The 13,033-nt window shown below is 69.9% G+C and carries 10 protein-coding genes; all 10 read left to right on the top strand.

The features are described 5' to 3' along the window. Positions 1-52: 52 nt before the first annotated feature. Positions 53-910 carry a D-amino-acid transaminase gene (locus MFF54_RS10450; RefSeq protein WP_238302689.1) on the top strand — a complete coding sequence of 286 codons (858 nt, stop codon included), beginning with the start codon at positions 53-55 and terminating at the stop codon, positions 908-910. A 64-nt stretch (positions 911-974) separates the two neighbouring features. Further along, the gene (locus MFF54_RS10455; RefSeq protein ID WP_238302690.1) at positions 975-1,316 is read left to right on the top strand and encodes a hypothetical protein; all 342 of its coding nucleotides are present in this window, start codon (positions 975-977) and stop codon (positions 1,314-1,316) included. 52 nt (positions 1,317-1,368) lie between these two features. After that, positions 1,369-2,889, top strand: coding sequence for a malonate--CoA ligase (locus MFF54_RS10460; protein WP_238302691.1), 1,521 nt, complete (start codon positions 1,369-1,371; stop codon positions 2,887-2,889). Positions 2,890-2,984: 95 nt separating this feature from the next. Next, a complete protein-coding gene (locus tag MFF54_RS10465; RefSeq protein ID WP_238302715.1) occupies positions 2,985-4,133 on the top strand; it encodes a YihY/virulence factor BrkB family protein in 1,149 nt (382 codons plus the stop codon). A gap of 58 nt (positions 4,134-4,191) precedes the next feature. Further along, positions 4,192-4,605, top strand: coding sequence for a peptide-methionine (R)-S-oxide reductase MsrB (gene msrB, locus MFF54_RS10470; protein WP_238302692.1), 414 nt, complete (start codon positions 4,192-4,194; stop codon positions 4,603-4,605). A 304-nt stretch (positions 4,606-4,909) separates the two neighbouring features. Further along, a complete protein-coding gene (locus tag MFF54_RS10475; protein ID WP_238302693.1) occupies positions 4,910-5,839 on the top strand; it encodes a CYTH domain-containing protein in 930 nt (309 codons plus the stop codon). A 595-nt stretch (positions 5,840-6,434) separates the two neighbouring features. After that, positions 6,435-7,853, top strand: a complete 1,419-nt coding sequence (locus MFF54_RS10480) for a dicarboxylate/amino acid:cation symporter (protein WP_370880287.1) — start codon at positions 6,435-6,437, stop codon at positions 7,851-7,853. Next, positions 7,850-8,764 (top strand): ROK family protein, encoded by a 915-nt coding sequence (locus tag MFF54_RS10485; RefSeq protein WP_238302694.1) that lies wholly within the window; start codon positions 7,850-7,852, stop codon positions 8,762-8,764. Before MFF54_RS10480 ends, MFF54_RS10485 begins: the two co-directional genes overlap by 4 nt. A gap of 107 nt (positions 8,765-8,871) precedes the next feature. Then, the gene (gene dnaG, locus MFF54_RS10490) at positions 8,872-10,800 is read left to right on the top strand and encodes a DNA primase (RefSeq protein WP_238302695.1); all 1,929 of its coding nucleotides are present in this window, start codon (positions 8,872-8,874) and stop codon (positions 10,798-10,800) included. Positions 10,801-10,998: 198 nt separating this feature from the next. After that, positions 10,999-12,993 (top strand): RNA polymerase sigma factor RpoD, encoded by a 1,995-nt coding sequence (rpoD, locus tag MFF54_RS10495; RefSeq protein ID WP_238302696.1) that lies wholly within the window; start codon positions 10,999-11,001, stop codon positions 12,991-12,993. The last annotated feature ends 40 nt before the right edge of the window (positions 12,994-13,033 follow it).

Genomic DNA, 13,033 nt, shown 5'->3' on the forward strand with positions numbered 1-13,033 from the left:
AATCCTGCTTGCCTAAGCCCGCCACTCTCTGCAGCCAAAGGCCAGACCCGTCGTGACCAGTCCCCGCATCGTCTACCTCAACGGCGCCTTCCTGCCCTTTGAGGAGGCCAAGGTCCCGGTGATGGACCGGGGCTTCCTGTTCGCGGACGGGATCTACGAGGTCTCGGCGGTGCTCGACGGCAAGCTCGTGGACAACGCCGCGCACCTCGCCCGGCTCGACCGCTCGCTCGGCGAGATTGGCATTCGCAACCCGCACAGCCTCGCCGAGTGGGAGCGGCTGGAGACCGAGCTCGTCGCCCGCAACGGGCTCGGCGAGGGCCTCGTCTACATGCAGGTGACGCGCGGCGTGCACGAGCGCGATTTCGGCTTTCCCCCGGCCGACACCGCGCCTACCGTGGTGATGTTCACGCAGGCAAAGAGCGTCGCGGCAAACCCGCTGGCCGAGCGCGGCGCCCGGGTGATCACCGTCGAGGATATCCGCTGGAAGCGGCGCGACATCAAGTCGGTCGCGCTGCTCGCCCAGGTGCTCGCCAAGCAGGCGGCGGTGGCGGCGGGCGTCTCCGAGGCCTGGATGGTCGAGGACGGGGCGGTCACAGAGGGCTCGTCGTCCACCGCCTTCATCGTCACGCGGGATCGGCGCCTCGTCACCCGCCCGCTCTCGACGGCCCTCCTGCCCGGCATTACCCGGGCGGCGGTGCTGCGCCTCGCCGAGGAAGCCGAGCTGACGGTGGAGGAGCGGCTCTTCTCGGTCGAGGAGGCCCGCGCCGCGCAGGAAGCCTTCTATACCAGCGCCTCCTCCTTCGTGATGCCGGTCGTCGAGATCGACGGCGCAAGCATCGACGACGGCCGGCCCGGGCCTCTCACCCGGCGGCTGCGGGAGCTCTACATCGGCATGGCCCGCGCGGGCTGATCTCGGAACGGATCCTCTCAGCCCTCGTTCCCCCTGCCGTACCGAGGTCTGAGAGAGATACGAGATGCGCAAGATCCTGACCGGTTTCGCTGCCGGGGCGCTCGCCCTCGCGGCCTCGGCCGCGCTCGCGCAGAACCCCGATGCCCCCCTGAAGAACCGCGACACCGACCCGGCCCTGCCGCCCCAGAGCCAGACGCCGCCGGACCGGGTCCGCCCCGAGGCCGACGCTCCGCCGAAGGACCAGAACCTCAGCGACAAGCTCCAGAAGAACGATGGCGTGATCAAGCCGCCCGGCAACGCCGCCGAGGGCATGGTGGTGAGGCCGCCGGAATCCGGCGGCGGGACGATGCCTGTGATCAAGCCGGGCGACTTGCCGGGCCGCCAGCCCGGAACGGAAGCGAAGTAGGACTCGCCGCGCCCGCTGGCGCGCGCGCGCGGCTGTGCTAGGGCTCGCCGCCATGACGAATCATCTGTTCGCCCTCGTGCGGGAGAGCCTGCCCGCCGATTCCGCCAAGACCTTCATCGAGACGCCCGACGGGCGAACCTACAGCTACGCCGACTTGCTGGCACGTTCGGGTGCCTACGCGGCGGCGTTGCAAGAGCTCGGCGTCCGGCCCGGCGACCGCGTCGCGGCGCAGGTCGAGAAGAGCCCCGAGGTGGTGTTCCTCTATCTCGGCGCGGTGCGGGCCGGGGCGGTCTTCCTGCCGCTCAACACCGCCTACACGGCGGCCGAGATCGGCTACTTCCTGCGCGATGCGGAGCCGGCGGTCTTCGTCTGCGACACGGGCCGGCGCGACGCGCTCGCCGACGTGGCCGCGAGGGCGGGCGTCGCCCACATGCTCACCCTCGATGGTGCAGGCCAAGGCAGCGCCGCAGAGGCCGCGGACCGGGCCGATCCGAACGCGTTCGCCGACGTGGTGCGGGTGGCGGACGACCTCGCGGCGATCCTCTATACCTCGGGAACGACCGGGCGCTCCAAGGGCGCCATGCTCTCCCACGAGAACCTCGCCTCGAACGCCCGGACGCTGAGGGAATTCTGGCGCTTCACGTCCGACGACGTGCTGATCCACGCGCTGCCGGTCTTCCACACGCACGGCCTGTTCGTGGCCACCAACACGGTGCTGGTGTCGGGCGGCACGATGCTGTTCCTGCCCCGGCTCGATCCGAAGCTGATCCTCCGCCTGATGCCGCGTGCGACCAGCATGATGGGCGTGCCGACCTTCTACACCCGCCTGCTGAAGGAGCCCGGTCTCGACCGCGAGGCCACCGGGCACATGCGCCTCTTCGTTTCCGGCTCGGCCCCGCTGCTGGCCGAGACGCACCGGGAGTGGCAGGCCCGCACCGGCCACGCCATCCTCGAGCGCTACGGCATGACCGAGACCAACATGAGCACCTCGAATCCCTACGAGGGCGCGCGGGTGGCTGGCACGGTCGGGTTGCCGCTGCCGGGCGTGAGGATCCGGGTGGTCGACCCGGAGACCGGCAAGGTATTACCGGCGGACACGGTCGGCATGATCGAGGTGAAGGGACCGAATGTCTTCCAGGGCTACTGGCGCATGCCGGAGAAGACGGCGGCCGAGTTCCGGGCCGACGGTTTCTTCATTACGGGCGACCTCGGCAAGATCGACGCCGACGGCTACGTCCACATCGTCGGGCGCGGCAAGGACCTGATCATCACGGGCGGCTTCAACGTCTACCCGAAGGAGGTCGAGACTGAGATCGACGCGATGCCGGGCGTGGTCGAGTCGGCGGTGATCGGTCTGAACCACCCCGATTTCGGCGAGGGCGTCACCGCTGTGGTCGTGGCGAGCGAGAACGCCCCGGACGAGGCCGCGATCCTCGCCCATCTCGAGGGGCGGCTCGCCAAGTTCAAATGCCCGAAACGGGTCCTCTTCGCCGACGAGCTCCCTCGCAACACCATGGGCAAGGTGCAGAAGAACCTGCTGCGCGAGGCGCATGCGGGGCTCTACGGGGGCTGAGCCGCCCGTCCCACAGCGGCCGGCGGAACACCCCGCCCCACGGCGACGTTTGGCACCGGTGCGCGACCAAGCGCATGCCGGTGCCCGACTGCCTCATGCCCGCCCACGATCCCCGCCCGTCCGCACCGCCGGAGGGCGCCCCCGCGTCGGTCCTGTGGACGATGCTGCTCGGCACCGCCCTCGTCGCCCTCGCGCTCGCTCCCAAGCGCGCGCCCGATGAGGACGCCATCGAGCCGCCGCAGCGGACCGAGACCGGCGCCCACTCCTACACCGGCCGCTCGGCGGCGCTGGTGGCCGCCACGCAGCCGGAGCGCGGGCGCGGCGCCCGCAGGCCGGACGAGATTCCCCAGAACGGGTGGAAGGACATCGCCTACCGGATCTACCTCGAGTTCAACAAGGACCGGGTGCTCTCGGTCGCGGCGGGCGTGACCTTCTACACGCTGCTCTCGCTGTTCCCGGCGATCGCCGCCCTGGTCTCCTGCTACGGCCTCTTCGCGGACGCCAACGTCATCAACGAGCATTTGGCGGCGCTGTACGGCGTCCTGCCCTCGGGCGCGATCGACATCATCGGCGAGCAGGTCAAGCGCATCACCGCAAAGGGCGGCGGCGCGCTGAGCTTCACCTTCCTGACGAGCCTCGCGCTCTCGCTCTGGAGCGCGAACGCCGCCATGAAGGCGATGTTCGACGCGCTCAACGTCGTCTACGAGGAGGAGGAGAAGCGCAGCTTTCTCATGCTGAACCTGCGCTCGCTCACCTTCACGGTCGGCGCCCTCGTCTTCATCATCCTGGCGCTCACCTCGATCGTGGTGCTGCCGGTGGTGTTCAACTTCGTCGGCATCAGCGACAGCGCCTGGCTGGTCGCGGCCCTGCGCTGGCCGGCGCTGCTCCTCGTCCTGCTCGGTGGTCTCGCGGTGCTCTACCGCTACGGTCCGAGCCGTGAGCACGCCCGCTGGCGCTGGGTGGGCGTCGGCAGCGTCGTGGCGGCGCTGCTCTGGCTCGTGGCCTCCCTCCTGTTCTCCTGGTACGTGGCCAATTTCGGCAATTACAACGAGACCTACGGGTCCCTCGGCGCCGTCATCGGCTTCATGACCTGGATCTGGATCTCCTCCACGATCGTGCTGCTCGGCGGCGAGATCAACGCCGAGATCGAGCACCAGACCGCTGTCGACACCACCACCGGCCCCGCGCTCCCGATGGGGCGCAGGGAGGCTCGCATGGCCGATTCTCTCGGCGCGGCGGCGTGACGACTCGCGCGCCCGGACGCGAACCGCCATATCTGCCCCGACAGAGATGGAGGAAACGATGGCTGTGACCGACGCGACGAGCGCCCCGGAGATCCGGAGCGACGCCGAATGGCGCGACGCGCTCACCCCCGACCAGTACCGCGTGCTGCGCGAGCACGGCACCGAGCGCGCCGGCACGAGCTGCCTGCTCGCCGAGAAGCGGTCCGGCACCTTCACCTGCGCGGGCTGCGGCGCGCCGCTCTTCGAGCAGGGCACCAAGTTCGAATCCGGCACCGGCTGGCCGAGCTTCTTCGAGCCTCTTCCCGATGCCGTCGAGACCACGGTCGATCGGAGCCACTGGATGGTTCGCACCGAGGTGCACTGCGCCCGCTGCAAGGGGCATCTCGGCCACGTCTTCGACGACGGACCGGCCCCGACCGGCCTGCGCTACTGCATGAACGGCGTGGCGATGAACTTCGAGCCGGCCGAGTAGCCGGCTCGAACCGAACGAATCCGTGGGGATGGCGCCGACGATCCGGGGCTATCTCCGGGTTTCGTCTTGATTTCGGCGGCTTTCTGCTTAGTCCCTGACGGTACGAGAGGTTGTAATCGCTCTGTCGACCGGCAATCGCGCGCCCTGCGCGCGGCTCGGCTGGCCAGGCGCCTGACCCCCAGGGGTCTCGACTGCCCAGGCCCGTCCGCTCCCGGTCTTCCGACGACCAAGACCCGAACGGCGACACACCGGTCCGCACCGGCGGTCGGCGTAACGCCGGAAGGCTTAAGCGGAGGTAAAGAGTATGAGCGTCGTCCGCCGTTTCCTGATCGCGCCCGCGCTGGTCCGTCTGATCCGCAAGGAGCGCGGCGGCTCGCGCATCACCGAGGGCTACTTCGCCCCGCAGGCCGGCCGCACCTCCTTCGTGCGCGTCGATGGGCAGAATTGCCACCTCGTGCTCACCGTGAAGGGCGCCGACGGGGTGCTCAACGAGGAGCGCACCGAGGTGCCGCGGGCCCACGGGGACGCGCTCCTCGACGTCTGCCCCGGCAAGGCCGCCTACGACCGCACCGCGCTCACCGTCGCGGGCCGCGAGGTGCTGATAGACCGCTACGTCAGCCCCGGCACCCTCGACCTGGTCAGCGTCGGCTTCGACAACGAGAACGACGCCCGCGGCTTCTCGGCGCCGGCCTGGTTCGGCCGCGAGGTGAGCGAGGACGCCGCCTTCGAGCGTCAGGCCGTGGCGCTGCAGGGCGTCCCGCAGGCGGGCGACGTGGCTCTGAGCAACGCCGCGCTCGACGCGGTGCTCGACCTGCTGGAGCCGCGCTTCGGCTTCGGCCGCTACGGCAACAACACCAGCTCCCGCCCGGCGGAGCCCCGCGCCGAGGGCGATGAGGGCGTCGTGAACTCCCTGCGGCGCATCGCGGGTGGCGGTGCCGCCGCGGCGCCCGCAGCGGCCGTGGCTGCGCCGGAGGTTGCCCCGGAGCAGCCGATCGAGCAGCCCGCGCCGGCCCATGAGCCCGCCGCCGAGCCGGCTCCGGCCCCGGCGTCTGCCTCCGAGGAGCAGCGTCCGACCGACGCGCGCATCGACGACGTGATCGAGAGCCTCTCGCAGGCACTCGGCGCAGCGATCCAGCAACCGCAGGAGCCGGCGCAGCCCGCCGGCGGCGAGGATCCGGGCGCGGCCTTCGAGCGCTGGACCGTGCGCCCGCGCCGGACCCAGCCGCAAACCTGAGGCCGGCTCCCGAATCCGGCTTCGCCCGAACGCCTTCGCGCCCGGCAGTGCCCCCGCTCTGCCGGGCGACGTTTTTCAAGAGGGGCACGACCCTGACCCTTCCGCTGGAGCAGCGGTGGGGCGGATTACAGGTGACCTCCCTGCCCGCAGAGCGCAGGGCGCCGGACTTTCGCACGCGGTGCGTGCAGTCCCCGGCCCGGACGCTTCGAGCGCCGCGGTCTCCATGACGATGCCGGGACAGACGAATCGCGTCGTCTCGCACCCGCGGGCGCTGAACCTCTATAGCGCCTCTGTCTGTTCAGCTCTCTCGCGATGCGCGGCTGCGCCGCGACAGTCTCCGAGCCTAGAGGCGCGCGCTCGACGTCTGGGAACGCCGTCTGAGACCGGAGAGCCGTGCACGGGATCCGGGGATTTTTGTCACGCATCATGCCGTGGCCGCGACCGGTCCGGCGTTGAGGGGCCGTGGCAAAGCCGCTAGAGCAACCGAAGGCGCGGTTTCATCCGTGCTGCGCGAAAAAAATCGGATGTGTGTCCCCGTTGCGGGACCGCGAGGAAGCACGGGCTCGCCGTGCGCCGGGGGGACCGGATGGCCCAGATGACGCAAGCCGCCAGCACTGCCACTACAAGCCATGCCGACGCGTCCGGCGGTGCGCCCCGCGAGCCCTGGTACAAGGTGCTCTATATCCAAGTTCTGATCGCCATCGTGCTGGGCGTGGCTGTCGGCTACCTCTACCCCGAATTCGGCAAGTCGTTGAAATGGCTCGGCGACGCCTTCGTGGCGCTGATCAAAATGATGATCGCGCCGATCATCTTCTGCACGATCGTGCACGGCATCGCCTCGATCGGCGATCTGAAGAAGGTCGGCCGCGTCGGCCTCAAGGCGCTGATCTACTTCGAGGTGGTCTCGACCCTGGCCCTGCTCATCGGCATCGTCGTCGGCGAGGTGATCCAGCCGGGCGCCGGCTTCCACGCCGATCCCTCGAAGCTCGATGCCAGCAAGGTCGCGGGCTACGCCCAGAAGGCCGCGGCCGACTCCACCGTCGCCCACATCATGGCGCTGATCCCGAAGAGCTTCTTCGACGCCTTCGCCACCGGCGACCTGCTGCAGGTGCTGCTGATCTCGATCCTCACCGGCGTCGTCGTCACCGGCATGGGCCAGAAGGCGGAGGGCATCGCACACGCCATCGACATGGCGGGTCAGGTCTTCTTCCGCATCATCGGCCTGATCGTGAAGCTCGCTCCCATCGGTGCCTTCGGCGCCATGGCCTTCACCATCGGCGAGTACGGCATTCAGAAGGTCGTGGACCTCGCCTGGCTTGTCGGCACCTTCTACGTCACCTCGGCCCTGTTCGTGATCGTGGTTCTCGGCTCCATCGCGCGGGTCGCCGGATTCTCGATCTTCCGCTTCCTGGCCTACATCAAGGACGAGCTGCTCATCGTGCTCGGCACCTCCTCCTCCGAGACGGTGCTGCCCCACATGATGACCAAGATGCGCCGGCTCGGCGCGTCCGACTCGGTGGTCGGCCTCGTCATCCCGACCGGCTACTCGTTCAACCTCGACGGCACCAACATCTACATGACGCTGGCCACGCTGTTCCTGGCGCAGGCCGTCGGGGCCGACCTCTCGGTCGGGCAGTACGCCACCATCATCCTGGTCGCCATGCTGACCTCGAAGGGCGCCTCGGGTGTGACCGGCGCGGGCTTCATCACGCTGGCCGCCACGCTCGCGGCCATCCCGAACAACCCGGTCCCGGTCGCCGCCATGACCCTGGTGCTCGGCATCGACAAGTTCATGTCCGAGTGCCGCGCGATCACCAACCTGATCGGCAACGGCGTCGCCTGCGTGGTGGTCAGCCGCTGGGAGGGTGAGCTCGACACGGCCAAGCTCAACCAAGTGATGGCTCACCCGGTCTCCATCGGCACCGACATCTCGGACCACTCGCCCGAACCGATGGAGACCGACCGGGTCCATGACGGTACCGGCCCCGGCACGAAGGCCGCCGCGGCCGAGTGAGCCTTCCCTTGCGCCTCGGCATCGATCTCGGCGGGACCAAGATCGCCGGGATCATCCTCGACGGGGCCGGCCGCACTCGGGCGGAGGCCCGGGTGCCGACCCCGCGGGGCGACTATCCCGGGACACTCCGCGCCGTCGCCGACCTCGTCGCCCGACTGGAGGCGGAGGCCGGTGGCCCGTGCAGCGTCGGCATCGGCATGCCGGGCGCGATCTCGGCCCGCACGGGCCTCGTGAAGAACGCCAACTCGATCTGGCTCAACGGCCGGCCCTTCCTCGCCGACATCGCCAACGTCCTCGGTCGGCCGGTCCGGGTGGAGAACGACGCCAACTGCCTCGCGGTCTCCGAGGCGGTCGACGGTGCGGCCGCCGGGGCGGAGGTCGTCTGGGCGATCATTCTCGGGACGGGGGTCGGCTCCGGCATCGCGCTTCGCGGCCGCGCGCTCTCGGGCCGCGACCGCATCGCGGGCGAGTGGGGGCACAATCCCCTCCCCGCCCCCACCGACGCCGAGCGGCCGGGTCCGCCCTGCTACTGCGGCCGGTCGGGCTGCATCGAAACCTGGCTCTCCGGGCCGGGGCTGGCCGCCGATCACGCCCGCCGCACCGGCGCGGGCACGACGGGCGAGGCGGTCATCGCGGCTTTCCGGGCGGGCGATGCGGCTGCGCGGGCGAGCGTCGCGGCCTATCTGGACCGGCTCGGGCGCAGCGTGGCCCACGTCGTCAACATCCTCGACCCGGACGTGATCGTGATCGGCGGCGGTCTCTCGCGGGTGCCGGAGCTGATTGACCCCCTGCCCCAAGCGGTCGCGCCGCACGTCTTCTCGGACGCCTTCGACACGCCCGTCCGCCCGAGCCTGCACGGCGACGCCTCCGGCGTGCGCGGGGCGGCGTGGCTGTGGAACGGCGACGCCTGAGCACCCGTCCTCACCGCAATCCACAGCTGCCGCAGCTTAACCCCCGGATCGGCAGCCTTGGGCTACAATCGCCGGTCCGCCGAAGGATTCGCGAACCGCAGAGAGCCGTGCGCTACCCGCCCCACATCCTCGAAGAGATCCGCAGCCGCCTGCCGGCCTCCGACGTCGTCGGGCGCAAGGTGAAGCTGAAGAAGGCCGGCCGCGAGTGGCGCGGGCTGTCGCCGTTCAATGCCGAGAAGACGCCTTCCTTCTACGTGAACGACCAGAAGCAGTTCTACCACTGCTTCTCCTCCGGCAAGCATGGCGACGTCTTCCGCTTCCTGATGGAGACGGAGGGCCTGACCTTCCCGGAGGCGGTCGAGCGCCTCGCCTCCGAGGCCGGCGTCGCGTTGCCCGCACCCTCGGCCGATACCGTGGCGATCGAGACCAAGCGCCGGGGCGCGATCGAGGTGATGGAACTCGCCGCCCTCTGGTTCGAGGAGCGCCTGCGCTCCCCGGCCGGGGCTGCCGCCCGCGACTATCTCGATCGGCGGGGGCTAGGCGGCGAGACGCTGAAGCGTTTCCGCATCGGCTACGCCCCGGGCGAGCGCTACGGTCTGCGCGATCATCTGGCGGGCAAGGACGTCGAGAAGGGCCTGATGGCCGAGCTGGGGCTCCTGGTCTCGGGCGACGACATCGCGGTTCCGTACGACCGGTTTCGCGATCGGGTGATGTTCCCGATCTGCGACGCGCGCGGCCGGGTCATCGCCTTCGGTGGCCGGGCCATGCAGGCGGACGCCAAGGCCAAGTACCTGAACTCCCCCGAGACCCCGCTCTTCCACAAGGGCCAGGGCCTCTACAACTTGCACCAGGCCCGAAAAGCCGCCCACGAGCGCGGCACCATCCTGGCGGTGGAGGGCTACGTCGACGCCATCGCGATGACGCTCGCCGGCCATCCCAACACGGTGGCGCAGCTCGGCACGGCGGTCACGGAGGAGCAGCTCGCCCTGCTCTGGCGCCACGCCGACGAGCCGATCCTCTGCTTCGACGGCGACAAGGCCGGCCAGCGCGCGGCCCACCGCACGCTGGAGGTGGCGCTGCCGCTCCTCACGCCGGGCAAGTCGCTGCGCTTCGCCGTGATGCCAGAGGGCCAGGACCCGGACGACCTGCTGCGCGCGGAGGGGCCGGCGGCGATCGACCGGGTGCTCGCGGCCGCCCAGCCGCTCGTCGAGGTATTCTGGGCCCACGCGCTCGCCGCCGGACAGACCGACACGCCCGAGCGCCGGGCACGGCTCGCCGCGACGCTCCGCGAGACCGTTGGTGGCATCCGCGACGAGACGGTGAAGCGCTACTACCGCGACGAGATCGAGGAGCGCCTGCGCGGCCTCTCGCCCCGCAACGCACAGCGCCGCGACAGCGGACGGGAGCCCGGGGGCGCGCCGAGATCGGGCGGCTACGCGGGCGGCTTCCCGCGCCGCCCCCGCCCCGGCGATCCGCCCCCCTCCCCCCGGATGCGGGCGGCGCCGAGCCCGTCCGTGACCGCGTCGGCCGGCTTCGCGGGTGCCGCGCCCGTGCGCGAGGCGGTGATCGCCGCCCTGCTCCTCGTCCACCCGGAGATGATCGGGGATTTCGCCGACGAGCTGATGGTGCTCGAATTCGAGCATCCGGACGCGCGAACCCTCCTGTCGCTGCTGCTGGACTGCGCGGCGGAGGCCGGCGACCCGGACCGGGCCGTGATCGAGGCGCGGCTCGCCCGCGCCGGGCTCGGCGAGGCTGCGGCCCGGCTCACTGCCATGGCCCGCTCGCGCGACTGGCGCACGCTGGAACCGCATGCCGACTCTGCTCTGCGCGAGGATGCCCTGAGACAGGCCATGATCTTGCACCGCAAGGCTGGAGCGCTACATAGCGAACTCCGTCAGGCAGAGCGGGCCTTCGCCGAAGAGCCGACCGAGGCGAACTGGTCCTGGCTCTGTCAGGCCAAGGCGGGGCTGGCGGTCGTGATCGCGGCGGAGGCTGAAGCGGCCCCGTCCGAGACGACCGACTCGACTGTGGCCTGATCCTTGTGCCATTGGCAGGCACGCGCCGCATTCGTGCGGCATGGTTAACAATCGGTCAAGCGTCACGCTTGCATACGGGACGTAGAATAGGGCGCGGCCGGAGGGTCCGGACGCGCGGCAGGCGCGGTGCGGCGTCGATGATGCGGAGCGCTCGGCAGGCCCCGTCATCGGAGCGCCGGGCAAAACAATAGGCTGATCATGGCGACCAAGGCAACGGAACGGGACGAGGCGGACACCGCTCCGGAGCAGCAGACGGATGGACCGCTCCTCGACCTGACCGATGCGTCGGTCAAGCGGATGGTGAAGCTCGCCAAGAAGCGCGGCTACATCACCTACGAGGAGGTCAACGAGGTCCTGCCCGACGGGCAGTCCGACCCGGACCAGATCGAGGACGTGCTGTCCCAGCTCTCCGAGATGGGCATCAACGTCGTCGAGGCCGAGGAGACCGACGAGGCCGCCGCCGAGAAGCCGGCCGCCGGTGAGGCCTCCGATGACGAGGAGCCCGAGGGTTCCGAGGTCGCGGAGGTCGCCCCGACGAGCCGTGCGGTGGCCACGACCACCACGACGCGCGAGCCGACCGACCGCACGGACGATCCCGTGCGCATGTATCTGCGCGAGATGGGCTCTGTGGAGCTGCTCTCGCGTGAGGGCGAGATCGCGATCGCCAAGCGCATCGAGGCGGGGCGCGAGGCGATGATCGCGGGCCTCTGCGAGAGCCCGCTGACCTTCCAGGCCATCATCATCTGGCGGGACGAGCTCGTCGAGGGCAAGGTTCTGCTCCGCGACATCATCGACCTCGAGGCCACCTATGCGGGGCCCGACGGCAAGAACGGCCCGCAGCTCGCCGAGGGCGAGGGTGAGGACGGCGACGAGTCCGAGTCTGCGGCGCCGGAGGGCGGCGACGACGAGGACGACATGGAGAACAACGTCTCCCTCGCCGCCATGGAGGCCGAGATCAAGCCGAAGGTCCTCGAGACCTTCGACGCGATCGCCAACAACTACCGCAAGCTGCGCCGCGCCCAGAACGAGGGCACGGAGCGCCGTGCCGCGGGCGAGCAGAACACCGACGCCCAGAACCAGAAGCAGATCGAGCTGAAGGACACCGTCGTCGCCGACGTGAAGTCGCTCTCGCTCAACAACAACCGCATCGAGGCGCTGGTCGAGCAGCTCTACGACATCAACAAGCGCCTGATCAGCCACGAGGGCCGGCTGATGCGCTACGCCGAGAGCCACGGCGTCGCGCGCGACGAGTTCCTGCGCCACTACCAGGGCTACGAGCTCGATCCGAACTGGATGGAGCGCGTCGGCACGCTGGGCGGCCGCGGCTGGAAGAACCTCGTGGAGAAGGGCGGCCGGCAGGTCGAGACCCTGCGCGAGCAGATCCTGACGCTCGCCTCCGAGACGGGCCTGGAGATCGGCGAGTACCGCCGCATCGTCAACATGGTCCAGAAGGGCGAGCGCGAGGCCCGGCAGGCCAAGAAGGAGATGATCGAGGCCAACCTCCGCCTCGTGATCTCGATCGCCAAGAAGTACACCAACCGCGGCCTGCAGTTCCTGGACCTGATCCAGGAGGGCAACATCGGCCTGATGAAGGCGGTCGACAAGTTCGAGTACCGCCGCGGCTACAAGTTCTCGACCTACGCCACGTGGTGGATCCGGCAGGCGATCACCCGCTCGATCGCCGACCAGGCCCGCACGATCCGCATCCCGGTGCATATGATCGAGACGATCAACAAGATCGTCCGCACCTCGCGCCAGATGCTGCACGAGATTGGTCGTGAACCCACGCCCGAGGAGCTGGCCGAGAAGCTGGCCATGCCGCTGGAGAAGGTCCGCAAGGTCCTCAAGATCGCCAAGGAGCCGATCTCGCTGGAGACGCCCATCGGCGACGAGGAGGACAGCCACCTCGGCGACTTCATCGAGGACAAGAACGTCGTCCTGCCGATCGACGCGGCGATCCAGTCGAACCTGCGCGAGACCACGACCCGCGTGCTGGCCTCGCTGACGCCCCGCGAGGAGCGCGTGCTGCGCATGCGCTTCGGCATCGGCATGAACACCGATCACACCCTCGAGGAGGTCGGCCAGCAGTTCTCGGTGACCCGCGAGCGCATCCGCCAGATCGAGGCGAAAGCGCTCCGGAAGCTGAAGCACCCGAGCCGGTCTCGGAAGCTCCGGAGCTTCCTCGACAACTGAGCTTTCCCGCCGCGCGTCTTCCGACTCGCGCGGCGGTTGC

It is taken from the genome of Methylobacterium gregans, from assembly GCF_022179245.1.
GTDB lineage: Bacteria > Pseudomonadota > Alphaproteobacteria > Rhizobiales > Beijerinckiaceae > Methylobacterium > Methylobacterium gregans.

Excerpts from the sequence above, each read along its gene's own strand:
- MFF54_RS10460 (WP_238302691.1), top strand. The coding sequence starts at position 1,369 with ATGACGAATCATCTGTTCGCCCTCGTGCGGGAGAGCCTGCCCGCCGAT.
- rpoD (WP_238302696.1), top strand. The coding sequence starts at position 10,999 with ATGGCGACCAAGGCAACGGAACGGGACGAGGCGGACACCGCTCCGGAG.
- MFF54_RS10465 (WP_238302715.1), top strand. The coding sequence starts at position 2,985 with ATGCCCGCCCACGATCCCCGCCCGTCCGCACCGCCGGAGGGCGCCCCC.
- MFF54_RS10475 (WP_238302693.1), top strand. The coding sequence starts at position 4,910 with ATGAGCGTCGTCCGCCGTTTCCTGATCGCGCCCGCGCTGGTCCGTCTG.
- msrB (WP_238302692.1), top strand. The coding sequence starts at position 4,192 with ATGGCTGTGACCGACGCGACGAGCGCCCCGGAGATCCGGAGCGACGCC.
- MFF54_RS10455 (WP_238302690.1), top strand. The coding sequence starts at position 975 with ATGCGCAAGATCCTGACCGGTTTCGCTGCCGGGGCGCTCGCCCTCGCG.
- MFF54_RS10480 (WP_370880287.1), top strand. The coding sequence starts at position 6,435 with ATGACGCAAGCCGCCAGCACTGCCACTACAAGCCATGCCGACGCGTCC.